At 70.1% G+C, this 24,993-nt stretch carries 24 protein-coding genes and 1 tRNA gene; 2 read left to right on the plus strand and 23 right to left on the minus strand.

All coding sequences use genetic code 11. The annotated features are described in order from the left end of the window. Position 1: 1 nt before the first annotated feature. The 19 genes from araA to FLV34_RS31535 all read right to left on the minus strand — a co-directional run bounded on the left by araA (position 2) and on the right by FLV34_RS31535 (position 21,476). Complete coding sequence (gene araA / locus FLV34_RS31445; protein ID WP_142645816.1) at positions 2-1,495, minus strand: L-arabinose isomerase; 1,494 nt, start codon at positions 1,493-1,495, stop codon at positions 2-4. Beyond that, complete coding sequence (locus FLV34_RS31450) at positions 1,492-2,151, minus strand: L-ribulose-5-phosphate 4-epimerase (protein WP_142645817.1); 660 nt, start codon at positions 2,149-2,151, stop codon at positions 1,492-1,494. The genes araA and FLV34_RS31450 overlap by 4 nt, the downstream gene beginning before the upstream one ends. Next, positions 2,148-3,797 (minus strand): ribulokinase, encoded by a 1,650-nt coding sequence (gene araB, locus FLV34_RS31455; RefSeq protein WP_142645818.1) that lies wholly within the window; start codon positions 3,795-3,797, stop codon positions 2,148-2,150. Before araB ends, FLV34_RS31450 begins: the two co-directional genes overlap by 4 nt. Before the next feature lie 93 nt (positions 3,798-3,890). Next, the gene (gene mmsB / locus FLV34_RS31460; RefSeq protein ID WP_185948924.1) at positions 3,891-5,150 is read right to left on the minus strand and encodes a multiple monosaccharide ABC transporter permease; all 1,260 of its coding nucleotides are present in this window, start codon (positions 5,148-5,150) and stop codon (positions 3,891-3,893) included. Then, entirely contained in the window at positions 5,147-6,685 is a 1,539-nt protein-coding gene (mmsA, locus tag FLV34_RS31465) for a multiple monosaccharide ABC transporter ATP-binding protein (RefSeq protein ID WP_147944821.1), read from the minus strand. Before mmsA ends, mmsB begins: the two co-directional genes overlap by 4 nt. A gap of 50 nt (positions 6,686-6,735) precedes the next feature. Next, a complete protein-coding gene (chvE, locus tag FLV34_RS31470) occupies positions 6,736-7,854 on the minus strand; it encodes a multiple monosaccharide ABC transporter substrate-binding protein (protein WP_142645820.1) in 1,119 nt (372 codons plus the stop codon). 66 nt (positions 7,855-7,920) lie between these two features. Further along, complete coding sequence (gene yjfF / locus FLV34_RS31475) at positions 7,921-8,910, minus strand: galactofuranose ABC transporter, permease protein YjfF (protein WP_142645878.1); 990 nt, start codon at positions 8,908-8,910, stop codon at positions 7,921-7,923. A 5-nt stretch (positions 8,911-8,915) separates the two neighbouring features. Continuing rightward, complete coding sequence (locus tag FLV34_RS31480) at positions 8,916-9,962, minus strand: ABC transporter permease (RefSeq protein WP_142645821.1); 1,047 nt, start codon at positions 9,960-9,962, stop codon at positions 8,916-8,918. Beyond that, complete coding sequence (locus FLV34_RS31485; RefSeq protein WP_142645822.1) at positions 9,959-11,470, minus strand: sugar ABC transporter ATP-binding protein; 1,512 nt, start codon at positions 11,468-11,470, stop codon at positions 9,959-9,961. Before FLV34_RS31485 ends, FLV34_RS31480 begins: the two co-directional genes overlap by 4 nt. A gap of 81 nt (positions 11,471-11,551) precedes the next feature. Further along, a complete protein-coding gene (locus tag FLV34_RS31490; RefSeq protein WP_221889869.1) occupies positions 11,552-12,541 on the minus strand; it encodes an ABC transporter substrate-binding protein in 990 nt (329 codons plus the stop codon). 75 nt (positions 12,542-12,616) lie between these two features. Further along, positions 12,617-13,603, minus strand: coding sequence for a LacI family DNA-binding transcriptional regulator (locus FLV34_RS31495; RefSeq protein WP_142645880.1), 987 nt, complete (start codon positions 13,601-13,603; stop codon positions 12,617-12,619). Between the two features lie 441 nt (positions 13,604-14,044). Then, positions 14,045-15,085, minus strand: a complete 1,041-nt coding sequence (locus FLV34_RS31500) for a LacI family DNA-binding transcriptional regulator (RefSeq protein ID WP_142645881.1) — start codon at positions 15,083-15,085, stop codon at positions 14,045-14,047. A gap of 154 nt (positions 15,086-15,239) precedes the next feature. Next, positions 15,240-16,136, minus strand: a complete 897-nt coding sequence (locus FLV34_RS31505; protein WP_147944822.1) for a DMT family transporter — start codon at positions 16,134-16,136, stop codon at positions 15,240-15,242. 226 nt (positions 16,137-16,362) lie between these two features. After that, positions 16,363-17,148 carry a dienelactone hydrolase family protein gene (locus FLV34_RS31510; protein WP_147944823.1) on the minus strand — a complete coding sequence of 262 codons (786 nt, stop codon included), beginning with the start codon at positions 17,146-17,148 and terminating at the stop codon, positions 16,363-16,365. Positions 17,149-17,294: 146 nt separating this feature from the next. After that, positions 17,295-17,963, minus strand: a complete 669-nt coding sequence (locus FLV34_RS31515) for an SRPBCC family protein (protein WP_147944824.1) — start codon at positions 17,961-17,963, stop codon at positions 17,295-17,297. A gap of 68 nt (positions 17,964-18,031) precedes the next feature. Beyond that, complete coding sequence (locus FLV34_RS31520) at positions 18,032-19,441, minus strand: MFS transporter (RefSeq protein ID WP_147944825.1); 1,410 nt, start codon at positions 19,439-19,441, stop codon at positions 18,032-18,034. Between the two features lie 91 nt (positions 19,442-19,532). Continuing rightward, a complete protein-coding gene (locus FLV34_RS31525) occupies positions 19,533-19,946 on the minus strand; it encodes a hypothetical protein (RefSeq protein ID WP_142645827.1) in 414 nt (137 codons plus the stop codon). Then, positions 19,943-20,296, minus strand: a complete 354-nt coding sequence (locus tag FLV34_RS31530; RefSeq protein ID WP_142645828.1) for a hypothetical protein — start codon at positions 20,294-20,296, stop codon at positions 19,943-19,945. Before FLV34_RS31530 ends, FLV34_RS31525 begins: the two co-directional genes overlap by 4 nt. Positions 20,297-20,381: 85 nt before the next feature. Then, entirely contained in the window at positions 20,382-21,476 is a 1,095-nt protein-coding gene (locus FLV34_RS31535; RefSeq protein WP_142645829.1) for a glutamate--cysteine ligase, read from the minus strand. Positions 21,477-21,655: 179 nt separating this feature from the next. Here FLV34_RS31535 and FLV34_RS31540 point away from each other — a divergent pair, with 179 nt between their 5' ends. Further along, positions 21,656-23,041 carry a peroxidase gene (locus FLV34_RS31540; RefSeq protein WP_142645830.1) on the plus strand — a complete coding sequence of 462 codons (1,386 nt, stop codon included), beginning with the start codon at positions 21,656-21,658 and terminating at the stop codon, positions 23,039-23,041. Positions 23,042-23,044: 3 nt separating this feature from the next. On the opposite strand, the gene FLV34_RS31545 is transcribed toward FLV34_RS31540, so the two are convergent. The 4 genes from FLV34_RS31545 to rsfS all read right to left on the minus strand — a co-directional run bounded on the left by FLV34_RS31545 (position 23,045) and on the right by rsfS (position 24,508). Further along, positions 23,045-23,227, minus strand: coding sequence for a hypothetical protein (locus FLV34_RS31545; protein WP_147944826.1), 183 nt, complete (start codon positions 23,225-23,227; stop codon positions 23,045-23,047). Between the two features lie 51 nt (positions 23,228-23,278). After that, positions 23,279-23,351: transfer RNA gene (locus tag FLV34_RS31550), tRNA-Ala, on the minus strand. Positions 23,352-23,442: 91 nt separating this feature from the next. Further along, positions 23,443-24,078 (minus strand): histidine phosphatase family protein, encoded by a 636-nt coding sequence (locus FLV34_RS31555; RefSeq protein WP_142645832.1) that lies wholly within the window; start codon positions 24,076-24,078, stop codon positions 23,443-23,445. A 25-nt stretch (positions 24,079-24,103) separates the two neighbouring features. Then, positions 24,104-24,508, minus strand: coding sequence for a ribosome silencing factor (gene rsfS / locus FLV34_RS31560; protein WP_142645833.1), 405 nt, complete (start codon positions 24,506-24,508; stop codon positions 24,104-24,106). A 181-nt stretch (positions 24,509-24,689) separates the two neighbouring features. Between rsfS and FLV34_RS31565 the strand changes: the two genes are divergently transcribed. Further along, positions 24,690-24,965, plus strand: coding sequence for a hypothetical protein (locus FLV34_RS31565; RefSeq protein ID WP_147944827.1), 276 nt, complete (start codon positions 24,690-24,692; stop codon positions 24,963-24,965). Positions 24,966-24,993: the final 28 nt, after the last annotated feature.

Raw genomic sequence — 24,993 nt, forward strand, 5'->3', positions numbered from 1 at the left:
TTCAGAACCCTTGCGCGAGCCGATAGTAGGCCTGGTTCCACCGCAGTTCCTTGGCGAACTGGCGCGGGGTGGTCGCCTCGTCGATGACGAGCAGCTCGACGCCGAGCATGTCGGCGAAGTCGGTCAGCTCCTCCGACCCGACGGCCGAGGAGAGCACCGTGTGGTGCGGGGCGCCCGCCGTGATCCACGACTCGGCGGAGGTGCGCAGGTCGGGCCGGGGCCGCCACACGGCGCGGGCGACCGGCAGGGCGGGCAGCGGCTCGGGCGGGGCGACCACGTCGATCTCGTTGGCCACCAGCCGGAACCGCTCGCCCATGTCGGACAGGCCGACCACCACGGCGGGGCCGGGGGCGGCGTCGAACACCAGCCGCACCGGGTCCTCCCGTCCGCCGATGCTCAGCGGGTGGATCTCGCACGACGGGGTGTCCGACGCGATCGTCGGGCAGACCTCCAGCATGTGCGCGCCGAGGATGAGCTCCTCGCCCGGGGTGAGGTGATAGGTGTAGTCCTCCATGAACGAGGTGCCGCCGGGCAGGCCCGCCGACATGACCTTGAGCGTGCGCAGCAGCACGGAGGTCTTCCAGTCGCCCTCGCCGCCGAAGCCGTAGCCCTCGGCCATGAGCCGCTGCACGGCCAGGCCGGGAAGCTGGCGCAGCCCGCCCAGGTCCTCGAAGTTCGTGGTGAACGCCTTGAAGCCCCCGCCCTCCAGGAAGTGCCGCAGGCCCAGCTCGATGCGGGCCGCGTAACGCAGCGACTCGTGCCGGTCCCCGCCCGCGCGCAGCTCGGGGGCCAGCCGGTAGAGGTCGTCGTACTCCTTGACCAGGGCCGACACGTCGGCGTCCGCGGCGGCGTCCACGGCCTCGACCAGCTCGTTGACGCCGTAGGTGTTCACCGACACGCCGAACCGGAGCTGCGCCTCGACCTTGTCGCCCTCGGTCACGGCGACGTCGCGCATGTTGTCGCCGAAGCGGGCCAGGCGCAGCGAGCCGATCTCGGCCCGGCCCGCCGCGGCGCGGGCCCAGGTGGCGATGCGCGCCGTCACCGCGGGGTCGCTCACGTGACCCGCGACGGTCTTGCGCGGCACGCCGAGGCGCGTCTGGATGTAGCCGAACTCGCGGTCGCCGTGGGCGGCCTGGTTGAGGTTCATGAAGTCCATGTCGATGGAGCTCCACGGCAGCTCCACGTTGGCCTGCGTGTGCAGGTGCAGCAGCGGCTTGCGCAACGCGTCCAGCCCGGCGATCCACATCTTGGCCGGGGAGAACGTGTGCATCCACGCGATCAGGCCGATGCAGTCGTCGTCACTGTTGGCCTCAAGGCAGACGCGGCGGATGGCCGCCGCGTCGGTGAGCACCGGCCGCCACTCGATCTCGAACGGCGCCGACTCCCCCAGGGCCTCGCCCAGCTGCTCGGCGATGCGCTGGGACTGCTCGGCCACCTGCCGAAGCGTGTCCTCGCCGTACAGGCCCTGGCTACCGGTCAGGAACCAAAGCTTCACAGGTGACTCCTCTGTCCATAGACGTTCTGATAGCGGTCGTACAAGCGGTCGATGTCACCCTGGGCGATCGGCAGGGGTTCGCCGAGCTGCCGGGAGATGTGCACGGTGCGGGCGACGTCCTCGCACATCACGGCGGCCTTGACGGCCGCCTTCGGCGAGCCGCCGATGGTGAACACGCCGTGGTTCTGCATCAGCACGGCGGGGGAACGGTGCCCGGTCAGGGTCGCGACGATCCCCTTGCCGATGTCGTCGTTGCCGATGAGCGCGAACGGCCCGACGGGGATCTCGCCGCCGAACTCGTCGGCCATCGCGGTGAGCACGCACGGGATCGCCTCACCACGGGCCGCCCATGCCGAGGCGTACGTGGAGTGGGTGTGCACGACCCCGTTGACCTCCGGCATGTGCCGGTAGACGTACGCGTGCGCGGCCGTGTCGCTGGACGGCGCCAGGTCGCCCTCGACGAGGTTGCCGTCGAGGTCGCAGACCACGATCGACTCGGGGGTCAGGTCGTCGTACGACACCCCGCTGGGCTTGATGACGAACAGGTCCTCGCCCGGCACCCGGCCCGACACGTTGCCGGCCGTCCAGGCGACGAGGTTGTATCGCACCAGTTCGGCGTGGAGCCGGCAGACTTCCCTGCGAAGTTCATCGATCATGCGCTGGCCTCGTTCCTGATCGCGCGGAGCCGGTGGAGCATCTCGCCGTCCGCGAAGTGGTCGTGCAACCTGCGATATTCGGCGTACAGCAGGTCGTAGGCGTCGGCCCGCCCGGCGTCGGGCACGTACGCCGCCGCCTCGCGCTTGCCCATCGCCGCCGCGGCGGCCGTGATGTCGGGGTAGGCGCCCGCCGCGACGGCGGCGTGGATGGCCGAGCCGAGGGCCGGCCCCTGGTCGGAGCCGATCACCGACAACGGGCGGCGCAGCACGTCGGCGTACGTCTGCATGAGGAAGCGGTTCTTGAGCAGGCCGCCGGCGACCACGAACTCCTCGACCGGCACCCCGGCCGCCTCGAACGTCTCCACGATCGTGCGGGCGCCGAACGCGGTGGCCTCGATGAGCGCGCGGTAGACGTCCTCGGGCCGGGTGGCGAGCGTCTGCCCGACGATCACGCCGGACAGGGTGTGGTCGACCAGGACCGAGCGGTTGCCGCCGTGCCAGTCGAGCGCGACCAGCCCGTGCTGCCCCACGCGCTGCTCGGCGGCGAGCGAGGTCAGGTACTCGTGCAGGCCGACGCCCGCCTCCGCCGCCCGCTCGGCGTACGCGGCGGGCACGCAGTTGTCCACGAACCAGCCGAAGATGTCACCGACGGCGGACTGCCCGGCCTCGTAGCCCCACAGCCCGGGGACGATGCCGTCGCGCACCACGCCGCACATGCCGGGGACCTCGGCGAGCTGGTCGGAGCACATGACGTGGCAGGTGGAGGTGCCCATGATGGCCACCATCTGGCCCGGCCGCACGGCGTCGGCCGCGGCGGCGGTGACGTGGGCGTCGACGTTGCCGACCGCGACCGCGATGCCCTCGGGCAGTCCCGTCCACTCGGCGGCCCGCGCGGTCAGGCGACCGGCGAGCCCGCCGAGCGGCGCGAGCTCCTGGCCGAGCTTCCGGGTGAACCCGGAGAAGGCGGGGTTCAGCGCGGCCAGGAAGTCCTCGGACGGGTAGGCGCCGTCCTGGAAGACGGCCTTGTATCCGGCGGTGCAGACGTTGCGGGTCTCCACGCCGGTGAGCTGCCAGATGATCCAGTCGGCGGCCTCGATCCAGCGGTCGGCCCGGTCGTACATCTCCGGGTCCTCCTCCAGCAGCTGCAGGCCCTTGGCGAAGGCCCACTCGGAGGAGATCTTGCCGCCGTATCTCGGCAGCCACGCCTCGCCGCGCTCGGCGGCCAGCGCGTTGATGCGGTCGGCGTGCGGCTGGGCCGCGTGGTGCTTCCAGAGCTTCGGCCAGGCGTGCGGCCGCTCGGGGAACTCCTCGCACAGCGGACGGCCGTCGGCCGTGGCGGGCAGGATCGTGCAGGCCGTGAAGTCCGTGCCGATGCCGACGACCTGCTCGGCGGAGACCTGCGCGTCGGCCAGGGCCTTCGGCACGGCGTTGCGCAGCACGTCGATCCAGTCGGCCGGCGACTGCAGTGCCCAGTCGGGCGCGAGGCGGACCCCGGAGCCGGGCAGCGCGTCCTCGATCACGCGGTGGGCGTACTCGTGCACGGCGCTCCCGAGCTCCGCGCCGTCGCTCACCCGCACCACCACGGCGCGGCCGGACAACGTGCCGTAGTCCACACCGACCACATAGCGGTCATTGTTAACGCTCACACTCAACCTCCACAAGCTGTCGTGCCGACCGGGACGGGGCCGCCGACCGGCGGTGCGGCCGGCGGCCCGGGTTCCTGTCGATGTCTGAGGCCATCAGCGTGCGGTGCCTGCCCTGCGCTTGGTCCACACGTCGAACGCCACCGCGGCGAGCAGCACGGCACCCTTGACGAGCATCACCCGCTCACTGGGCGAGCCGATCAGCGACATGCCGTTGTTGATCACCGCCATGATCAGACCGCCGGTGATCGCGCCGACGACCTTGCCCACGCCGCCCTGGACGGCCGCGCCGCCGATGAAGGCCGCGGCGATCGCGTCCAGCTCGAAGCTGTTGCCCGCGGTGGGACCCGCCTGGTTGAGCCGCCCGGCGAAGATGACGCCGGCGATCGCGGACAGCACCCCCATGTTGACGAAGATCCAGAAGACGACCGACTTGACCTTGACGCCGGACATCACGGCCGCCTGGAGGTTGCCGCCGATCGCGTAGATCTGCCGGCCGAAGACGGTGCGGTTGGCCATCAGCGAGTACGCCAGCACGAGCACCGCCAGCAGCACGAGCACCCACGGCAGGTTCTTGAAGCGGGCGAGCTGCACGACGAGGAAGAGGATCAGCGCGGCTCCGGCCGCCATCTTCAGCACGAACAGCGCCAGGGAGTCGACCGTCTGGCCATACCCCTTGCGCGCGCTGCGGCTGCGCCACTGCGCGAGGACCATGCCGGCGATCGCGACGATGCCGATCAGCAGGCTGAACAGGTCGGCGCCCCCGAGCGGGCCGAGGCCGATGTTGCCCAGCCAGCCGTCGGTGAAGCCGTTGGCCAGTGTCCGGACCTGGTCGGGGAACGGGCCGATGCCCTGGTTGCCCAGCACGGTCAGGGTCAGCGCCCGGAAGAGCAGCATGCCGGCCAGCGTGACGATGAACGCGGGGATGCCGAAGTAGGCGATCCAATACCCCTGCCAGGCCCCGATCAGCGCACCGGCCACGAGCGTGATCAGCAGGGCCAGCGGCCAGGGCACGCCCATGTTCACCATGAGCACGGCGGCCAGCGCGCCGGTGACGGCGACCACCGAGCCGACCGACAGGTCGATGTGCCCCGCGATGATGATCAGGATCATCCCGATCGCGAGGATCAGGATGTAGGAGTTCTGGACGATGATGTTGGAGATGTTCTGCGGCTGGAGCAGCGCGCCGTCGGTCAGCACCGAGAACAACGCGATGATCAGCGCGAACGCGATGTAGATGCCGCTGGAGCGCAGGTTGAGCGACAGCCCGCCGAGCGACACCCGGCCCGGCCGCCCCGGCGCTCCCCCGCCGCCCTTGGCGCCGACCTCGATGTCGGCGGGCGTGATGCTGCTCATGCGAGCGACTCCTGTCCCTTGGTCATGAGATACATGAGGCGTTCCTGTGTGGCCTCCTCGCGCGGCACCTCGCCGGTGACGCGCCCCTCCGAGAGCGTGTAGATGCGGTCGCAGAGACCGAGCAACTCGGGCAGTTCAGACGAGATCACCAGCACGGCCTTGCCCTGCTCCGCCAGACGGTTGATGATCACGTATATCTCGTACTTGGCGCCGACGTCGATGCCCCGGGTCGGCTCGTCGAGGATCAGCACGTCAGGCTCGGTCAGGATCCACTTGGAGAGCACGACCTTCTGCTGGTTGCCGCCGCTCAGCTTGCCGACGACGCTGTCGACGTCCGGCGCCTTGATGTTCATGCTCGCGCGGAACTGCTGGGCGACGCGGTACTCCTCGTACTCGTTGACCCAGCCCCGCCTCGACAGGCCCTTCAGCCACGCCGCGCTGATGTTGCGCTTGATGTCCTCGATCAGGTTGAGGCCGTACCGCTTGCGGTCCTCGGTGGCGTAGGCGACGCCGTGCCTGATCGCGTCCTGCACGGTGCGGATCTCGATCGGCCTGCCGTCCTTGAAGATCCTGCCGGAGATGTGCACGCCGTACGTCCGGCCGAACACGCTCATCGCCAGCTCGGTGCGGCCGGCGCCCATCAGCCCGGCCAGGCCCACGATCTCCCCCCGCGGCAGCGTGAGCGAGGCCCCGTCGACCACCTTCCTGCCGGGCTGGCTGGGGCTGTAGACCGTCCAGTCCTCGATCCGGAACGCCTCCTCGCCGATCGCCGGCGTACGCGGCGGGAAGCGGTTGTCGAGGGCGCGGCCGACCATCCCCGAGATGATGCGGTCTTCGGTCACGTCGCCCGAGGCCATGTCGAGCGTCTCGATCGTGCGCCCGTCCCGGAGGATCGTGACGGAGTCGGCGATCGCGATCACCTCGTTGAGCTTGTGCGAGATGATCACGCAGGTGATGCCCTCGTCCCTGAGCCCGCGCAGCAGGTCGAGCAGGTGGGCCGAGTCCTCGTCGTTGAGCGCCGCGGTCGGCTCGTCGAGGATGAGGAGCTTCACCTCCTTCGACAGCGCCTTGGCGATCTCCACGAGCTGCTGCTTGCCCACGCCGATGTCGGAGACGGTCGTGGTCGGGTTCTCCCGCAGGCCGACCCGTTTCAGCAGCTCGCCTGCTTCGTAGTTGGTGCGGTTCCAGTCGATGAAGCCGCGTGTGGCCCGCTCGTTGCCGAGGTAGATGTTCTCCGCGATCGACAACTGCGGGCACAGCGCCAGCTCCTGGTGGATGATGACGATTCCGGCGTGCTCGCTGTCGCGGATGCCGCCGAACTCGCAACGCTTGCCCTCGAAGGTGATCTCGCCGTCGTACTGGCCGTGGGGATAGACCCCGGACAGCACCTTCATCAGCGTCGACTTGCCGGCGCCGTTCTCGCCGCAGATCGCGTGGATCTCTCCCCGCCGCACCGCCAGATTGACGTCCTGCAGCGCCTTCACCCCGGGAAACGTCTTGGTGATCCCGCTCATCCGCAAGATGTGCTCGGTCATGTGCCCCCCGCTCAGGGAGGGCCCGGGGACTGCTCCCCGGGCCCCGATCCCTACTTGAGCTGGTCCTCTGTGTAGTAGCCGCTGCCGATGATGACGTCCTTGTAGTTGTCCTTGTCGACGACCACCGGGTCGAGCAGGTACGACGGAACGACCTTGTTGCCGTTGTTGTAGTCCGTGGTGTTGTTCACCTCGGGCTGCTGGCCCTTCAGCACCGCGTCGGCCATCTTCACGGTCTGCTCCGCGAGCTTGCGGGTGTCCTTGAAGATGGTGGAGTACTGCTCACCGGCGATGATCGACTTGACCGAGGCGAGTTCGGCGTCCTGGCCGGTCACGACCGGGTACGGCTGGCCGCTGGTGCCGTAGCCGGAGCTCTTGAGCGCCGACAGGATGCCGATCGAAAGACCGTCGTACGGCGACAGCACGCCGTCGACCTTGGTGCCGCCGGTGTAGGTCTTGGTGAGGATGTCCTCCATGCGCTTCTGCGCCGTGGCGGGGTCCCACCGCAGGATGGCGGCCTGCTTGAAGTCCGTCTGGCCGCTCTTGACCTTCAGCGTGCCGTCGTCGATCTTCGGCTGGAGCACCGACATCGCGCCGTTCCAGAAGAAGGTGGCGTTGTTGTCGTCGGGCGAGCCGCCGAACAGCTCGACGTTGAACGGGCCCTTCTTGCCGGCGTCGACGCCGAGGCCCTTGAGCAGCGAGTTCGCCTGCTGCACGCCGACCTTGAAGTTGTCGAAGGTGGCGTAGTAGTCGACGTTCGGGCTGTTGCGGATGAGCCGGTCGTAGGCGATGACCGGGATCTTGTTGTCCGCGGCCTCCTGCAGCTGCGAGGTGAGCGCGGTGCCGTCGATCGAGGCGATGATCAGGAGCTTGGCGCCCTTGGTGATCTGGTTCTCGATCTGGTTGACCTGGGTGGGGATGTCGTTCTCGGCGTACTGGAGGTCCACCTGGTAGCCCAGGGCCTCAAGCTGCTGCTTGACGTTGTCGCCGTCGTGGATCCAGCGCTCCGACGACTTCGTCGGCATGGTGACGCCGATCAGGGCCCCGGCGTTGCCGGCCCCGGAGGACGCGGACGCCTCCGTGTCCACCGTCTTCTGGCTGGAGCCGCAGGCGGTCATGGTCGCGGCGAGCGCGATGGCGGACACCACGCCCCCGATTCGTAGCAACCTCATGTAGATCTCCTTGGGGGTCGCCGCACACCGGTGTGCGGCCGATTGAAGGATAGGACTTTCCGCACATCAGGGAACTCTGCGGCGTGAGCCACCTGAAAATACGCGCTGCAGGAGGATAAAGACAAAGAGCAGCAAACCGATAAAAATCTTGGTCCACCAGGAGCTGAGCGTGCCCTCGAAGCTGATGATCGTCTGGATCAGTCCCAGCACGAGCACACCGAGCACGGTGCCGAAGAGGAAGCCGCTCCCGCCGGTCAGCAGCGTGCCGCCGATGACGACCGCCGCGATCGCGTCCAGCTCCATGCCCACGGCGCTCAGGCCGTAGCCCGACAGTGAGTAGAAGGCGAACAGCAGGCCGCCGAGCGCCGAGCAGAACCCGCTGATCGTGTACACCGCGATCTTCGTACGGGCCACGGGCAGACCCATGAGCAGGGCCGACTGCTCGCTGCCGCCGGTCGCGTAGACGTTGCGGCCGAGCCGCGTGTAGTGCAGCACGTACGCCCCGATCAGCACGACCACCACCGCGATCACCGCGCTCGGGGAGACCGACAGGTCGCCGCCGAGGTTGATCCGCGACTGGGCGATGTCGGTGAACGTCGGGTTGTCGATCGGGATCGACTCTGTGCTGATCGTGTAGCACAGGCCGCGGGCGAGGAACATCCCGGCCAGCGTGACGATGAACGGCTGGATCTCGAAATAGTGGATGATCGCGCCCATCGCCAGGCCCAGCACCGCGCCGATCACCAGCACCAGCACCATGACCGCGTACGCCGGCCAGCCGTCCTTGAGCAGGCTGGCGCTCAGCATCGTGGCCAGCGCGACCACCGAGCCGACCGACAGGTCGATGCCGCCGGTGAGGATCACGAACGTCATGCCGACCGCGACGACCAGCAGGAACGCGTTGTCGATGAAGACGTTGAGGATGATCTGCCCGGTGGCGAAGTTCTGGTAGCGGATGCCGCCCGCCACGAACATGGCCACGAACAGGCCCGCGGTCACCAGGACCGGGATGTACTTCTGCGGGATCGCACGGCGGCGGTCCAGCAGACCGGTGATGCCCGTCACGCCGTGACCCTCACCTTCTCTTCGGGCGCCGGGGACGCCGTGACCGGGCGTCTGCGGCGGTGGAACACCTTCGTGCGGAAGGCCGGGGACTGGATCAGGCAGACGATCGTCACCACGAGCGCCTTGAACAGCAGCGTCGTCTCCGGCGGAACGCCGATCGAGTAGATCGTGGTGGTCAGCGTCTGGATGATGAGGGCGCCCAGCACCGTGCCGCTGAGCGAGAACCGGCCGCCGGACAGCGGGGTGCCGCCGATGACGACGGCGAGGATCGCGTCCAGCTCGATCCACAGACCGGCGTTGTTGCCGTCGGCGCTGGAGACGTTCGAGCTGATCATCAGGCCCGCGATGCCGGCGCACAGCCCGCAGAACGCGTACACCGTCATGAGCACGCCGCGGGCGCTGATGCCGGCCAGGCGGCTCGCCTCGGCGTTGCCGCCGACCGACTCGATGAGCAGGCCGAGCGCCAGGCGCCGGGTGAGGAACGCGGTGAGGGCGAGCACGACCGCCACGACGATGATCCCGAACGGCAGCGTCAGCCAGTAGCCGCCACCGATCAGCTTGTACGGCGAGCTGTTGACGGTGGTGATCTGGCCGTCGGTGATGAGCTGGGCCAGGCCGCGCCCGGCGACCATCAGGATCAGCGTCGCGATGATCGGCTGGATGCCGATGCCGGCGACCAGGAAGCCGTTCCACGCGCCGAGGACCACCGACAGCACCAGCGCGAGGCCCACGGCCCCGAGCACACCGCTCACCGAGTTCTGGTCGGACAGGCCGCTGATGCGCAGGCAGGCCAGCGCGCCGGCGATCGCCACGACCGAGCCGACCGACAGGTCGATGCCGCTGGTGGCGATGACCAGCGTCATGCCGAGCGACACCAGAATCAAAGGCGCGCCGAACCGGAAGATGTCGATGAGGCTGCCGTAGAGGTGCCCCTCCTTCATCTCGATCTTGAAGAAGCCGTCGGTGAAGAAGAGGTTCAGCGCCAGCAGCGCGACCAGGACGACCACGGGCCAGAACAGGCGGTGCTTGAGGATCCGGCTCATGATCGGGCTCCGCTCGCGATCGTCTCCGTCAGAGTGTCGGTGGTCAGGCCCTCGTCGTTGTCCAGCTCGGCGACCAGCCGGCGGTCGCGCAGCACGCCGACCCTGTGGCTGAGCCGCAGCACCTCCTCCAGCTCGGCGGAGATGAACAGCACGGCCATCCCGCCGTCCGACAGCTCGGCGACCAGGCGCTGGATCTCGGCCTTGGCGCCGACGTCGATGCCGCGCGTGGGCTCGTCGAGGATGAGCAGGCGGGGCTCCAGGATGAGCCAGCGGGCCAGCAGCACCTTCTGCTGGTTGCCGCCGCTGAGGTTCTTGATGAGCTGGTCGGGGTTGGCCGGGCGGATGTTCAGCGCGGCGATGTACTTGTCGACCAGCTCGTCCTGCCTGCGCCGCGGGATCGGCCGGGTCCAGCCGCGGGAGGCCTGCAGGGCGAGGACGAGGTTCTCCCGCACCGTCAGGTCGGGGATCAGCCCCTCGGCCCGCCGGTTCTCCGAGCAGAAGGCCAGCTTCCGGGAGACCGCGGATCGCGGCGTACGCAGGTTGACCGGCTCACCGTCGATCTTCAAAGAGCCCGTGCCCGCGTGGTCGGCCCCGAACAGCAGCCGGGCGATCTCCGTACGGCCCGAGCCGAGCAGCCCGGCGAGGCCGACGACCTCGCCCTCGTGGATGGTCAGTGTGAACGGCTGGATGGCGCCGGTGCGGCCCAGCTTCTCGGCCTCGACCAGCGGGGCGCCCTCGCGGGCCGGCGGGCGCTCCTCCAGCTTCTCCAGGTCGGCCAGCTCCCGGCCGATCATCTTGCCGATCAGCTCGACCTGGCTCAGCTCGCTGGTGAGGTACTCCCCCACGAGCGTCCCGTTGCGCAGCACCGTCATCCGGTCGGAGATCTCGTAGATCTGGTCGAGGAAGTGCGAGACGAACAGGATCGCGATGCCCTGCTCCTTGAGCCTGCGCATCACCCGGAAGAGCTGGGCGACCTCGCCCGCGTCGAGGCTGGAGGTGGGCTCGTCGAGGATGAGCACCTTCGCGTCGATGTCGACGGCCCGCGCGATCGCGACCATCTGCTGGATCGCCAGCGAATACGACGACAGGGGCGCCGACACGTCGAGATCGAGCTCGAGCCGGGCGAGGATCTCCTCGGCCCGGCGGCGCATCGCCTTCCACTGGATGCGGCCGAAGCGGCGGGGCTCACGGCCGATGAAGATGTTCTCCGCCACCGACAGGTTCGCGCAGAGGTTGACCTCCTGATAGACGGTGCTGATGCCCGCCTGCTGCGCGGCGAGAGGGCTGGAGAAGGCGACCGGCCGGCCCTCCAGCTCGATCTCGCCCGCGTCGATGTCGTAGACGCCGGTAAGCACCTTGATCAAGGTGGACTTGCCGGCGCCGTTCTCTCCCATCAGCGCGTGGACTTCGCCCGGAAGCAGCCGGAAGTCGACGCCGTCCAGTGCCTTCACGCCGGGGAACTGCTTGCCGATCCCGCTCATCCGCAGGATCGGCGCGGGTGCGGCCATGCGGCGCCCCTTCCTCTGTCTCTCGATCCTCGCCTCGTCGTGGGGCGGGCCGCCCCGGTGGCGGGGCGGCCCGGAACCCGATCAGTACTTACGGTTGGGCAGAGCCTCCGCGGCCTGCTCCTGGGTGAAGGTGGTCTCCTCGGTGACCACCCGCTGGGGCACCTGCTCGCCGGCGACGACCTTCTTGGCGAGGTCCATCAGCTGGGTGCCGAGCAGCGGGGAGCACTCGACGATGAAGTTGATCTTGCCGTCGGCGAGGGCCTGCATGCCGTCGTGCACCGCGTCGACAGTGATGATCTTGATGTCCTTGCCCGGGACCTTGCCCGCGCCCTCGATCGCCTCGATGGCGCCGAGGCCCATGTCGTCGTTGTGCGCGTACAGCACGTCGATGTCGGGGTTGGACTTCAGGAAGGCCTCCATGACCTCCTTGCCCTTGGCGCGGGTGAAGTCGCCGCTCTGCGAAGCGATGATCTTGAACTTCGGATCGGCGGAGATGACCTCCTGGAACCCGGACTTGCGGTCGTTGGCGGGCGCGGAGCCGGTGGTGCCCTCAAGCTGGACGATGTTCACGTCGTCCTTGCTGTCCTTGTACTGGTCGACCAGCCACTGACCGGCCTTCTTGCCCTCCTCGACGAAGTCGGAGCCGAGGAAGGTCTTGTACAGGCTGGTGTCCTTGGAGTCCACGGCCCGGTCGGTGAGGATGACCGGGATCTTCGCGTTCTGGGCCTCCTTGAGCACGGTGTCCCAGCCCGACTCGACGACCGGCGAGAAGGCGATCACGTCGACCTTCTGCTGGATGTAGGACCGGATCGCCTTGATCTGGTTCTCCTGCTTCTGCTGCGCGTCGGAGAACTTCAGCTCGACTCCGGCGGCCTTCGCGGCCTCCTGGATGTCCTTGGTGTTGGCGGTGCGCCAACCGCTTTCCGCGCCGACCTGGGCGAAGCCCATCACGAGCTTGCCGTCGTCGGCGCCGCCGCCGACGGACGAGTCGCCGCCGTCGCTGCTGCTGCAACCGGCCATCGTCAGGGCCGTGGCACCGGCCAGGATCAGTGCCGAGAACCTCTTCAACACTTGGGGGGGATCCTTTCTAAAGTTAGCGCTAACACCTTGGGCGCAGCGCTGCTCATCCAATGTGTTTCCGTACGGCTAGCGCGCGGCCGTGCTTCCCCTGAGCACGAACTGGGGAGGCACGACGAGACGCTCGTGGGGCAGCGCCTCGCCCGACTCGATCTGCCGGAGCAGCACGTCGATGCTGCGCCTGCCTACGGCCCCGAAGTCCTGTCGGATGGTGGTGAGCGGCGGGGAGAAGAACTCCGACTCAGGGATGTCGTCGAAGCCCACGATGCTGATCTGCTCGGGTACCTTCACCCCCTCCTCCGTGAACGCGCGCAGAAGGCCGAGTGCCATCTGGTCATTGGCGACGAACACCGCGGTGACGTCGCCGGCCATCGCGGCGAGCTCCTTGCCGGCCCGGTAGCCCGAACGCGGGCTCCAGTCGCCGGTCAGCATGCCGGGAATGGGCCGCCCCGCGGCGGTCAGAACCGCGCGCCAGCCCTCGATGCGCCCCTCGGCCTCCAGCCAGTCCGCCGGGCCGCTGACATGCCAGACGGTCTCGTGCCCGAGGTCGAGCAGGTGCGAGGTCGCCAGCCTGGCGCCCTCCACCTGGTCGACGCTCACCACGGAGACCTCGCCCTGATGCCAGCCCTCGACGGCCACGGCGGGCATGCCCGCCGGCAGGTCGTCGAGCGCCCGCGCCGCCGACCGCTGCGGGGCGACGACGACGATGCCGTCCACACCTTGCTCGGCGAGGTAGCCGATCGCGTCGTTGACCCCGGCCCTGTCGATGGTCCGAAGGCTCACGATGCTGACGAAGTAACCGGCGTCCCGTGCCGCCTGCTCGATTCCGTATACCGTGCTCGCCGGGCCGTACAGCGTCGTGTCGAAGCTGACCACGCCCAGCGTGCGCGAGTGCTTGGTGACCAGGGCCCGGGCGACGAGGTTGCGACGATAACCGAGCTGGTCGATGGCCCGCATGACCCGGGTGCGGGTCTCGGCGCGGACGTTCGGATGGTCGTTGAGCACCCGCGAGACCGTCTGATGCGACACTCCGGCCAGCCTGGCCACGTCGGCCATGACGGGCGGGCGACGGTCGACGTTGGGTCCCACTGGTGCTCCTCTCAACTGCTTGGGAAGACTGTGAGCGTTAACACGACCCTCCGTCAAGGCGATGAGGGATTACGGTCCGGTCACACCGACACATCCTGGTAACACGCTATTGACGGACATGTCGCATAGCCCTTAACTGATGGCCGAATCCCCGTTGTTAGCGCTCACTTTGCAACCATCTCGTAATGAGAACGTTAACAGCACCCGGAGTGCCCCTCGAATGAGCAGAAAGGCCTGGCCACCGGCCTTATCGGCGGCCATCGTGAGCGGCGTCGTCAGCGCCGTCGTCCTGGGTCCAGGCGTCCAGGGTCACCGCCGCGCCGGATGTCGAGCAGGTCGGCCTGTTCGCGCTGTCCGCACTGTCCGCGCGGAACGGCACGCCGATCGCGGCCGGCGCGGCGGCCTCCTTCAGGGCCTGACGCCGGTGCTCTCCCGCACCACGAGCTCGGGCTCCACCATGCGCCGCGCCTCGCCCTCCACCCCGGCGATGCGGTCCAGCAGGAGCTGGAACGCCTGCCGGCCGACCTCGCCGAAGTTCTGCCGCACGGTGGTCAGCGGCGGCCAGAAGTAGGCCGCCTCGGGGACGTCGTCGAACCCGACGACGCTCACGTCGTCGGGGACCCGCCTGCCCGCCTCCCGCAGGGCCCGCAGCACGCCCATCGCCATGTGGTCGTTGGCCACGAAGACCGCCGTCACCTCGGGCTCACGGGCGAGCCGCTTGCCGATCTCGTAGCCGGAGTGGGCGGTCCAGTCGCCGACCAGCGGCTCGGGCACCTCCCTGCCCTCCGCCTCCAGCGCCGACCGCCAGCCTGCCACCCGGCCGTTCGCGTCGATCCAGTTGGGCGGGCCCGACAGGTGCCAGACCGTGCGGTGACCCAGACTGAGCAGATGGCGGGTGGCGCGGGCGGCACCGGCGTACTGGTCCACCGCCGCGACCGGCACCGGCACCGGCAGGTCCGTTCCGCCGCCGACGTCGACCACCGGGAGCCCCTGGGGAAGGTGGCGCAGCCCCTCGGCGGCCGACTCGTGCGGCGCGACGACGATGACGCCGTCCACGGACTGGGACCGCAGGCGGTCGATGCCCCGGGTGATCCAGCTTCGGTTGAGCGCGGGCAGGCTGGCGATGCTGACCAGGTAGTCGCTGTCCCTTGCCGCCTGCTCGATGCCGAAGAGCGTGGAGGCCGGGCCGTACAGGGTGGTGTCGAAGCAGACGACCCCCAGCACACCCGAGCGGCCGGTCACGAGGACCCGCGCCGCCGAGTTGGGCCGGTAGTCGAGCTCGCGGACCGCCGCGAGGACGCGCGCCCGGGTCTCCGGGCGCACCTTCTCCGGAGCGTTCAGCACTCTCGACACCGTCATCGCCGACACTCCTGCCAGCTCCGCGACGTCCTCCATGACCGCCGCCTTCGGGCGTTCGGTCGGGCTCTCTCCAGGCCGGACCTTCGTCATCCGCCGCGCCCCGCTCATTCTGGTCAGGTTTCCTGAGTGATTGCGATAACAGCGGGCCGCGCCACCACAACGGTGATCACTGTGCGTCACGAGCCCGGTGAGGAACGTTCCGCCTGGCGACCACGTGTGCGCACGTGCCCAGCTCATGGTATCGCTAACAGCTCCCGCTCCCCTTGTGTTGGTGCGGAGCGTCACGAAGTTCCCCCCTGGCGAGCCAGGCGAGGGCGCACAGGAGCACCATCGCCCCGCCCACCTGTACGGTGGACATCCTCTCCCCCAGCAGCACGATGCCGATGACGGCGGCGACGAGTGGTTCGAGCAGGGAGAGGACCGCCGCCGTGGTGCCGCCGACGACGCGCAGCCCCGCGAAGAACAGCCCGTACGCGAGGGCCGTCGGCACGGCCGCCAGATAGCCGAGCAGCAGCACGCTGGTCACCATGCTGGTCACGGTGTGCCCGGCGGGCAGCAGCCCCCCTGACGCGGCGAGCGGCAGCAGGCAGGCCGCGCCCCCGGCGAACCCCCACACTGCCACGCCGTCGGCGGGCATCCGGCGGGTCGTGAGGGTGACGCAGGAGTAGGCCGCCGCAGACAGCAGCGAGTAGCCGGCTCCGGCCGGGGTGACGGTCTGCGCGCCGCCCGTGAGCATGGCGAGACCCGCGACGGCGAGCGCGGCGCACCCGAGGCCGGTGCGGCCCAGCCGTTCGCCCAGGAAGATCCGGCCGCCGGCCGCCACCAGGAGCGGAGCCGCGCCCATCGTGATCATGGTGGCGACCGCGACACCGGCCTCGGCGATGGCCGCGAAGTAGGCCGCCTGGCACACCGCCATCGCCGGGCCGACGAGCAGCACCACCCGCCAGGAGGGCCGGCTGCGGGCGACGGCGAGCAGGAGCACCGCGCCGCAGGCGAAGCGCCAGAACGACACGGCGACGGGACTCAGCTGTCCCGCACCGTGCAGCAGCGCCCCCGCCGCTCCCCCGGTTCCCCAGGCGACCGCGGCGGTGGACACGTAGACAAGGCCCTGCCGTACGGACAGGGCTGCAGCATGGTTCATCGACGTCTCTCCAGTGAGGTGGGCCCGATTCCCGCAGGCGGGCAGGGGCCACCGGCCGGGCCGCCCAGGCCCGGCTCACCGGATGGTGCCGCCCGCTAGCGGGCGGGGGGGGGAGAGACGATCAATGTCACGCGGGCACCGTAACGTGTCCGCACGGCCGTCCGCATCACCATTTGGGCACTTTCGGGGGTGCCGGTGCGCGTGACGGGATGCGGAAGGCTTAGTCTTACATCGTGGCAGCCCGAGGCGAGGTCAGGTCGCCTCGGGCTGTCCGCTTCACGAAGCCGAGGATGCGCGACCAGGCGTCGGCGCAGGTCTCCGCGAGCTCCGGGCGGCCCAGCTCGAAGAAGCTGTGCGGCGCTCCCGGATAGGTGACGAACTCGTGCGCCACCCCGGCGCCCTCCAGCGCCTCATCGAACGCGCTCACCACCTCGGCGGAGATGCCCTCGTCCGCGCCGCCGAACAGGCCCAGGATCGGCCCGCGCAGCTCGCCCGCCGTCTGGGTGGGGCCGGGGTTGCCGAAGAGCACGTCCGGATATCCGTAGAGACCGATCACCCCGGCGAATCCGAAGGCGGGCCTGGCCGTCATGAACGCGAGCCTCCCGCCGAAGCAGAAGCCGAGGGACACCACGTCCTCACCTCCTTCGGCCCGCAGGTGCGCGGCGCCGGCGGCGATGTCGGCGAACAGCCCGTCCCGGTGCGCCTTGCCCAGGTGCTCCATGAAGGGGAAGTCATCGGGCCTCGGATCGGTCCCGGCCGTACGCCCGAAATAGTCGATGGCGAGCGCGGTGTGGCCCTGCTCGGCGAGCCGTTCGGTGAGGCGCTCGTAGAACCCCGACAAACCGCGATTGTCCGGCAGGACGAGCACCGCGGAGCCGGACACCCGGCCGGGACGGGACAGGAAGGCCGCGAAGTTCGCGCCGTCGGCCGAGGTCAGCACGATGCGTTCGGACGTGACGGTCGTGATCGGAGAACCGCAGACGGGCGGCACGGCGTCGGGCTCGTAACACACGGGCGATATGCCTTTCGTTGAGATTGCCGGATACGCCCGTGAGGCTACAATACATCCCGTCCATCATATCAGGACAAAATAAATTTCCGATTTCTCGGAAATAACAGGCCCGTCTCCTTTCGGGAGACGGGCCTGACTGCATCGGATCAGATCACCGGACCGGGCGTGTCCCGCGGCGGCACCGGACCGGTGCCGGGAGCGGGGCCCGTGCCGGGAGCGGGCGGGACCGGGCCGGTGCCGGGCGGCGGCAGCGGCGTCTCGCGCGGATACTCGGGGTTCACGGTGCGGGGCGGCATCGGCTCGCCGATGTCATAACCCGTGCCGCCGGCGCCGGGAGCGCGGCCCGTGTCGTCCTGCTGGTGCGGGCCGGGGACCTCGCCGCGCCAGCCGCCGGTCTCGCCGCCGCGCGTCTCGATGAACGTCTTGAAACGCTCCAGGTCGCCCTTGACCCGCATGCGGACGATCTGCAGGGCGTCGGCCGCCTTCTCCAGGAAGCCCTCGGGGTCGTACTCCATCTGCAGCGTGACGCGCGTCGTGTCGCCGCCGATCCGGTGGAAGGTCACGACGCCGGCCTGCCGCGGCGTGTCCACCGAGCGCCAGGCCACCCTCTCGTCGGGGTGCTGCTCGGTGATCTCCGCCTCGAACTCGCGGCGGACGCCCGCGATCTCGACGACCCAGTCGGTGCGCGTGTCGCCGATCTGCTTGACCGACTCCACGCCCTCCATGAACTCCGGGAAGCTCTCGAACTGCGTCCACTGGTTGTACGCCGTGCGGATCGGGACATTCACGTCGACTGACTGCTCGATCGAGCTCATGCCTTCTCCTTCTCTCGTGGGTTGCCGCACTACGCCTGCCCTGAGAGATGGAGGTAAACCCGGCGGCCTCAGGGGCAGGGCGACCTGCGGCGCCCCTCGTGCCGCCCGGCCGGGCGGGCCAGGCGCGGCCGGGCCGCCTTGCCCCCGTCACCCGTCTGCGCGTGCCGCGCCTTGCCGGCCGGCCGGCGCGCCTGTCCCGTGACCAGGTCGCGCACGCCCCGCGAGACGTGGTCGTCCCGGCCCCCGGCGGGCACGGGCGGGGTCTCGTCTTCGAGGGTGCGGTCGGCCGCCGCGTACCAGCCGGTCACCACCTGTACGGCGAGCGCCGCGAACAGCAGCACGAACGGCAGCGCCCACCCGCCGCTCACCTGGTGGAGCAGGCCGAACGTGATCGGTCCCGCGCCGGCGATGAGATATCCGGCGCTCTGCCCGAAGGCCGACAGCGCGGCGGTGCCCGCCGGCGTGCGGGTCCGCATGGCCAGCATCGCCAGCGCGAGCGGGAAGGTGCCCCCGCCGACGGCCACGAGGATCGACCACGCCCACAGCGCGTGCCCGGTGAGCAGGCCCGCGAAGCCGGCCGCGTACAGGACCGAGAAGGCGATCACCAGCGGGCGCTGGCCGGACAACCGGGTCGCCAGGGCGGGCACCGCCATGGAGACGGGGATCCCGAGCCCGGTGAACACGGCGAGGACCAGGCCGGCCTCCCCGGCGGTGTAGCCGTTGTCCCGCAGCAGCAGGGGCAGCCAGCCGAACATCACGTACGCGATGAGCGACTGCGAGCCGAAATATCCGGCCACGGCCCAGGCGAGCCTGCTGCGCAGGAGGCCGTCGGCTCCGGCCCTCACGGATGTGTCGCGCCGCTCCGGCTCACCGCGCCTGAGCGCGAGCCACGGAATCGCGGCCACGGCGGCCAGAGCCGCCCACACCCCGAGTGCCACGTGCCAGTTGCCTCCCGCGGCCTGCTGCACGGGAACGGTCGCGGCGGCGGCGACCATCGTCCCGGCCGCGAGGGCCGTCGAGTAGACGGTGGTCATCGCCCCCGCCCGCCGGGGGAAGTGCCTCTTGATCAGCGCGGGGATGACGACGTTGCCGACCGCGCCGCCCGCCAGCGCGACGGCGCTGGCCGCCATGAACGGCACGGCGGAGTCGGCGAGGGCGCGCGCGGCCTGGCCCGCCGCGAGCAGGACGATCGCCCCGAGCAGCAGCCGCTGCTCCCCCATCCTGCGCGACATGGCCGGCGTCAGCGCGCCGAACAGGGCGAAGCTCATCACCGGCAGGGTGGTGAGCAGCCCGGTCATCGCCGCCGACAGGCCCAGCCCCGCGCTCACCTGGTCGAGCACGGTCCCCACGCTGGTCACCGCGGTACGCAGGTTCAACGCGGCGAGGGCGATGCCCCCGGCGATCAGCCACGCCATCGATCCGCCGTGTGCTCGCAACGGTGCTACGAGCACGCCCCTCCGCGTCACGACGGCACTCATCGCCGCAACATCTCCCCTCATCCGGTCATCCTACGATTGACACCATACCAAAGCCCTCATCGCTCTCATTTGTTCCAGCCTGGGAGAAGTTCTACGAACGCCGCACGCCGCGCAGCAGCCACAGCAGGCCGATCACGGGCAGCGCGAGCGGCACGAAGCCGTAGCCACTGCCGTACCCGGACCACACGGTGGCCTGCGGAAACGCGGCGGAGTCGGCCAGGCTCAGCGTGCCGACGACCAGCACCCCGGCCAGCTCGACCACGCAGGCGGCGACCGCGACGCGCCGTGCGCCGCGGGCCAGCGCCACCGTGAGCACGATGTAGACCACCCCGGCGAACGCCGACAGCACGTACGCCAGCGGCGCCTCGGCGAATCTCGTGGCGATCTGCACGGCGGCGCGTGAGGTCGCGGCCAGCGCGAAGATGCCGTAAACGGCGACGAGCACGCGTCCCGGCCCGGAGCGCACGGCCTCGCCGCCCCGGTCCTGCCCGGAATGAGCACTCATGCGCCCGCGTTCCAGATCTGCAGCAGCCGCCCGGTCATGACGGCGACGGTGAAGGCGGCCACGGTGATGACCCCGGGGCCCCAGCGGGTGCGCTCCGCCCGGCCCCACCACATGGCGGCGGGCGGGATCACCACGGTGCCCAGCAGGTAGCCGATGAAGGTCGCCTTCTCCGTCACGTGGCCGAGATCGGCGAGCGCGAAGGCCGCCTGCGCGAGCACGGCGAGTTCGAGCAGCCCGAGCCCGGCCAGCAGCACCGGCCCCATCGGCCGGTTCCGTACGGCGGTGATCACGCTGACCAGTGCGAGCACCAGGGCGGCGCCGATCAGCCAGCCCGAGTAGGCGCCGTTCATGCCGCGCTCGGGGCGGGGATCACAGACATGGCCAGTAGGGTATCGGCCCCCGCGCCCGCCCCGCCGCACGGCCTCCCGGCGCCGCCTAGCGCCGTCGGGTCTCGGCGAGGAGCAGGTCGACCGCGTCCTCGGGCTTCCCCTTGACCGCGTACGCCCCCCGCTGGCGCGAGGCGGAGCTGCCCCGGCGCAGTGCTGCGTCGGCGAGCTCCGAGACGATCTCCCAGTCGCCCAGCTCCTCCAGGGTCGGCCGCAGCTCCTCCAGCATCCACGTGATGAGCCGCGGGGCCGGTTCGGGCCTGCTCGTCACCGGCGACAGCAGGTCGCCCTCCAGCCCGTCGCGGGCCGCCCGCCAGTTGGCCGCCCGCAGCAGCGCAAGGCGCTGCTCGCCGGCCGGCGGCTCACCCCGCTCCACGGCCTCGGTCTCCCTCGTCATGAGGGCGCGGAAGAGACCCGCGAGCAGCACCACGTCGTCCGCGAGCGGGCAGGAGTCGCAGATGCGCATCTCCACCGTCGGCACGTGGGCGCTGAGCCGCAGGTCGAAATAGACCATGCCGCGGTCCTCGATGACGCCGGAGGCCACCAGGTCATCGGCCGTCCTGTCATAGTCGGCGGCGTCGGCGAACGGCCCGAGCGGGCCCGCGGTCGGCCAGCGCTGCCAGGTCAGCGCGCGGCTGCTGGCATATCCGCTGTCCTCGTCCATCCAGTAGGGCGAGCTGGCGCTGAGCGCGAGCAGCGGAGGGAGCCACGCCTCCACGCGCTGGGCGGCGAGCACCGCCACGTCCCTGTCGTCGATCTCCACGTGCACCTGCGCCCCGCAGATGAGCTGCTCCTGGGCGAGGAACCGGTAGGACTCCTGCAGGTACTCGTAGCGCTCCCCGGGCGTGAACGTGTAGCCCTCGATGCCGGTGATCGGAGTGCTGCCGGAGGCGATCACGCCCACCCCCAGCGGCTCACCGGCGGACACGAGCCCCTGGCGCAGCCGCACGATCTCGGCCCGCACGTCGCTCAGGTCCTCCATCGGGGTGCTGTTGGTCTCCACCACCGAGCGCTGCAGCTCGGCCGCGAACCCCGCGTCCGGCAGCCGCTCCAGCATCGACTCCGCCACCGGCGTCAGCCGCCGGGTCTCGAGATCGACGACAAGGAACTCTTCTTCAACGCCGACAGGCCGTCTCTTCGTCATGACCGCTCGACTACCCCGATGGTGCGAAATAGGCCTGCCCGGCCGAGCACGCGCGAGACAGGAGCCGTGTACGTATCCGGCGTCGCCTGGCGAATTTCCCTTTACGTAGAACATTTTCCGTGAATGATGGCTCTTATCGGGTGGGGGCCCGACATTTCCACTACGGGGAAGGATTCGACATGCCTGTCGACCTGTCCAACGCCAAACCGCTCGCCTGGGATTCGGCGAAACTCGACGCCGACACCAAGGTCATGCTCGACAACCTGCAGCCGAACATCCTCCAGGCGCACGTGCGGGAGAGCATGTCCCTGCTCCTCGTGCACTTCGGCGACGGCCCGGACGGCAGGCGCTTCCTGCGCTCCCTGGCGCCGCTCATGAAATCGGCCAGGAAGCACCTGGAGGAGGTCCGCGCGTTCAACCGCACGAAGAAACCCGGCACGCCGTACGTGGGCGTCGGCATCAGCAAAATCGGCTATCTGAAACTGGGCCACTCGACCACCCGATTCACCGACAACGCGTTCAAATCGGGGATGAAGCGGCGCAAGGACACGTTGAACGACCCGGCGGTGAGCGCCTGGGAGCAGCACTACCAGGAGGAGATCCACGCGATCGTGCTGATCGGCGACGCCGCGCCCGAGCCGGTCGCCGCCACCCGCAAGCGTGTCCTCGCGCTGCTGCCGAAGACCGCGAAGATCGTCGGCGAGGAGAAGGGCGAGGGCCTGCGCGACGCGCAGGGGCGGGGCATCGAGCACTTCGGCTACGTGGACGGCCGCAGCCAGCCGCTGTTCCTCGCCGACCAGGTGGCCGCCGAGTCCGGCGCCAACTGGAATCCCTTCTTCCCGCTGAGCCACGTGCTCGTCCCCGATCCCCTCGCTCCCCGCCCGGCCCGCCACTTCGGCAGCTACCTCGTGCTGCGCAAGCTGGAGCAGAACGTCCGCGCGTTCCGCGAGGCCGAGGAGGCCCTCGCCGACGCGCTCGGCCTGAAGGGAGACGACCGGCCGCTCGCGGGCGCGATGCTGGTCGGCCGGTTCCGCAACGGCACGCCGCTGCGGCTGCACGGCAGGCCCAGCTCCGAGGGCCACCCTGTGCAGAACGACTTCAGCTACCGCGACGACCCCGGCGCCAAGTGCCCGGTCGGCGCGCACATCCGCAAGGCAAACCCCCGTGACTCCCGGGACGGCGGCCTGGAGCGCACGCTCGGCGTGATGATGGCCCGGCGCGGCCAGACGTACGGCAGGCGCACCGACACGCCGTGGGACGACGCGCCCCCGGCGGCCCGGCCGACCGGCGGGGTGGGCCTGCTGTTCATGGCGTTCAACGCCAGCCTGCAGGGCCAGTTCGAGTTCACCCAGCAGACCTGGGCCGACAACCCCGGCTTCCCTGACGAGGGCACCGGCCACGATCCCGTGATCGGCCAGGGCAAGCGGGACGTCAAGGTGCGCTACCCGAAGGCGTGGAACAGCACCAAGCTCAGCGCCCCGCAGCGCCAGGTCCCCCAGACCGTGACCATGAAGGGCGGCGAATACTTCTTCATGCCGTCGCTCGCCTATCTCAAGAGCCTCTGATCCTCAGACGCTGCATGCGACGCCGGCGGTGACGGGTGCGGGCGCGCCGCTCGGCACGTCGATCGCCGCCGCCTCGCCGGCGGCGCTGGGCGAGGCAGTCGTGGGCGAGCTGTGGTTCGCGTTCTCCGTGCCGCGGTATCCGGCGCTGGTCCCGATCTGCGCCGTAAGCGGCCTGGTCCACGCCACGCGTCGCTCACCGCAGCCCGCTGCCCGCCGGATAACTCACCGGATGAAGGGTGGAGCTATGGGGATTCGAACCCCAGACCCCTTCCATGCCATGGAAGTGCGCTACCAGCTGCGCTATAGCCCCTTGCCACCGCTCCGGGTGTTCCCGGCGCGGCGCTCGGAGAGCATATAGGTATGCCCATCCGTTTACCTAATCGTCACCGGTCACACGCGTCTCAGCCGTCCGCGGTGGCGGCCGGGCTGTCGTCGCTGCTGACCGGCTCGGGCAGCGTGCCCGCGTTGTGCTCCAGCAGCCGCCAGCCCCGGCGGCCCTCTTCAAGCACCGACCACGAGCAGTTGCCGAGGCCGCCCAGCGCCGACCACAGTTCCTGCGGCAGCCCGAGCAGCCGGCAGATGCCGAGCCGCAGCGCGGCGCCGTGCGAGGCGACGACCAGCAGGCCGTCGTCGTCGAGGCGGGCCGCCCAGCGCCCGATCGCGTCGGCGACCCGGTCGGCGACGTGCCCCACGTCCTCGCCGCCCGGGGCCTCCCACGCCTCGTATTCGACCGGCCAGCCCGCCCTGATCTCGTCGCGGGTCAGGCCCTCCCACTCGCCGCCGCCGCGCTCGCGCAGGTCCTTGTCGACCGACACGTCGAGGCCGGTGAGCCGGCCGAGGGCCGAGGCGGTGTCGTACGCGCGCCGCAGGTCCGAGGAGACGAGCATGGTCGGCCGCAGGGCCGCGAGCAGGGAGGCCGCCCGGGCCGCCTGCGCGATGCCGGTCTCGTCCAGTGCGATGTCGGTGTGCCCCTGGAAGCGCTTCTCCACGTTCCACAGCGTCTGCCCGTGCCGCAGGCAGACGACGCGACGGCTCATCGCGCCGCTCCGATGATGGCGTTCGTCACCGGGCCGCCCCGTGCCCGCGCTGGGCGGCGACCCGCTTGACGCTCTCCGGCAGCTCGATGGACGGGCAGTCCTTCCACAGGCGCTCCAGCGCGTAGAAGTTGCGGTCCTCCTCGTGCTGCACGTGCACCACGATGTCGAGGTAGTCGAGCAGGACCCAGCGGCCCTCCCGCTCCCCCTCGCGGCGTACGGGTTTGGCGTCGGCCTCCACGCGCAGGCGCTCCTCGATCTCGTCGACGACCGCGCGCACCTGCCGGTCGTTGGACGCGGAGCAGAGGAGGAAGGCGTCGGTGATGACGAGCTGGTCGCTCACGTCATAGGCGATGATGTCGTCGGCCAGCTTCTCCGCGGCTGCCTCGGCCGCCACGCGCACGAGCTGGATCGATCTCTCGGATGCTGTCACGATTCGGTTCTGTCCTCCGTTGACGGGTTCTTCCAGGGTGCACAGTGTCATTCCAGGGTGCACAGTCCGCGTGCCCCGTACAACCGGCTTTCCCGGGGAGACCCTACCGGCACACCCTGTCATTCCGGTGTTATGCCCGGGATCAGGGGTTCAACGTCCTTCGGTGCCCGTGGATTCCGTCATGGGAAAGGCGGCGACCGTCGCGCCGACCCGGATCGTCCCCGGTGTGCGCGGGGCCGCCGCGCCCTCGTGCAGGTCCACGATCGCGGCGAGGATCCTGCCGCGGACGTCGTGCCACAGCTCCGGCTCGACCCACAGCTCGGCGTCGGCCGTGACCCCCTCCTCGTCCGCGCGGCGCCGCCCGGCCCGCTCGCGCAGCGACTGCGCCAGCGCCTCGGCGAGCAGCAGGAAGCCGTCCCTCTGCTCGGTCAGCGGCGTGCCTCCCGCCGCCCGATAGCGGCGCTCCCTGCCTCCGCGCCGGACCC

It is taken from the genome of Microbispora sp. CSR-4, from assembly GCF_008033685.1.
GTDB lineage: Bacteria > Actinomycetota > Actinomycetes > Streptosporangiales > Streptosporangiaceae > Microbispora.

What these genes read in the sequence shown, in the direction of transcription:
- FLV34_RS31450 (WP_142645817.1), bottom strand. Translation starts at nt 2,151, where the DNA reads ATGATCGATGAACTTCGCAGGGAAGTCTGCCGGCTCCACGCCGAACTG.
- mmsB (WP_185948924.1), bottom strand. Translation starts at nt 5,150, where the DNA reads ATGAGCAGCATCACGCCCGCCGACATCGAGGTCGGCGCCAAGGGCGGC.
- mmsA (WP_147944821.1), bottom strand. Translation starts at nt 6,685, where the DNA reads ATGACCGAGCACATCTTGCGGATGAGCGGGATCACCAAGACGTTTCCC.
- chvE (WP_142645820.1), bottom strand. Translation starts at nt 7,854, where the DNA reads ATGAGGTTGCTACGAATCGGGGGCGTGGTGTCCGCCATCGCGCTCGCC.
- FLV34_RS31480 (WP_142645821.1), bottom strand. Translation starts at nt 9,962, where the DNA reads ATGAGCCGGATCCTCAAGCACCGCCTGTTCTGGCCCGTGGTCGTCCTG.
- FLV34_RS31485 (WP_142645822.1), bottom strand. Translation starts at nt 11,470, where the DNA reads ATGGCCGCACCCGCGCCGATCCTGCGGATGAGCGGGATCGGCAAGCAG.
- FLV34_RS31495 (WP_142645880.1), bottom strand. Translation starts at nt 13,603, where the DNA reads ATGGCCGACGTGGCCAGGCTGGCCGGAGTGTCGCATCAGACGGTCTCG.
- FLV34_RS31500 (WP_142645881.1), bottom strand. Translation starts at nt 15,085, where the DNA reads ATGACGAAGGTCCGGCCTGGAGAGAGCCCGACCGAACGCCCGAAGGCG.
- FLV34_RS31505 (WP_147944822.1), bottom strand. Translation starts at nt 16,136, where the DNA reads ATGAACCATGCTGCAGCCCTGTCCGTACGGCAGGGCCTTGTCTACGTG.
- FLV34_RS31515 (WP_147944824.1), bottom strand. Translation starts at nt 17,963, where the DNA reads ATGAGCTCGATCGAGCAGTCAGTCGACGTGAATGTCCCGATCCGCACG.
- FLV34_RS31520 (WP_147944825.1), bottom strand. Translation starts at nt 19,441, where the DNA reads ATGAGTGCCGTCGTGACGCGGAGGGGCGTGCTCGTAGCACCGTTGCGA.
- FLV34_RS31525 (WP_142645827.1), bottom strand. Translation starts at nt 19,946, where the DNA reads ATGAGTGCTCATTCCGGGCAGGACCGGGGCGGCGAGGCCGTGCGCTCC.
- FLV34_RS31530 (WP_142645828.1), bottom strand. Translation starts at nt 20,296, where the DNA reads ATGAACGGCGCCTACTCGGGCTGGCTGATCGGCGCCGCCCTGGTGCTC.
- FLV34_RS31535 (WP_142645829.1), bottom strand. Translation starts at nt 21,476, where the DNA reads ATGACGAAGAGACGGCCTGTCGGCGTTGAAGAAGAGTTCCTTGTCGTC.
- FLV34_RS31540 (WP_142645830.1), top strand. Translation starts at nt 21,656, where the DNA reads ATGCCTGTCGACCTGTCCAACGCCAAACCGCTCGCCTGGGATTCGGCG.
- FLV34_RS31555 (WP_142645832.1), bottom strand. Translation starts at nt 24,078, where the DNA reads ATGAGCCGTCGCGTCGTCTGCCTGCGGCACGGGCAGACGCTGTGGAAC.
- FLV34_RS31565 (WP_147944827.1), top strand. Translation starts at nt 24,690, where the DNA reads ATGGGAAAGGCGGCGACCGTCGCGCCGACCCGGATCGTCCCCGGTGTG.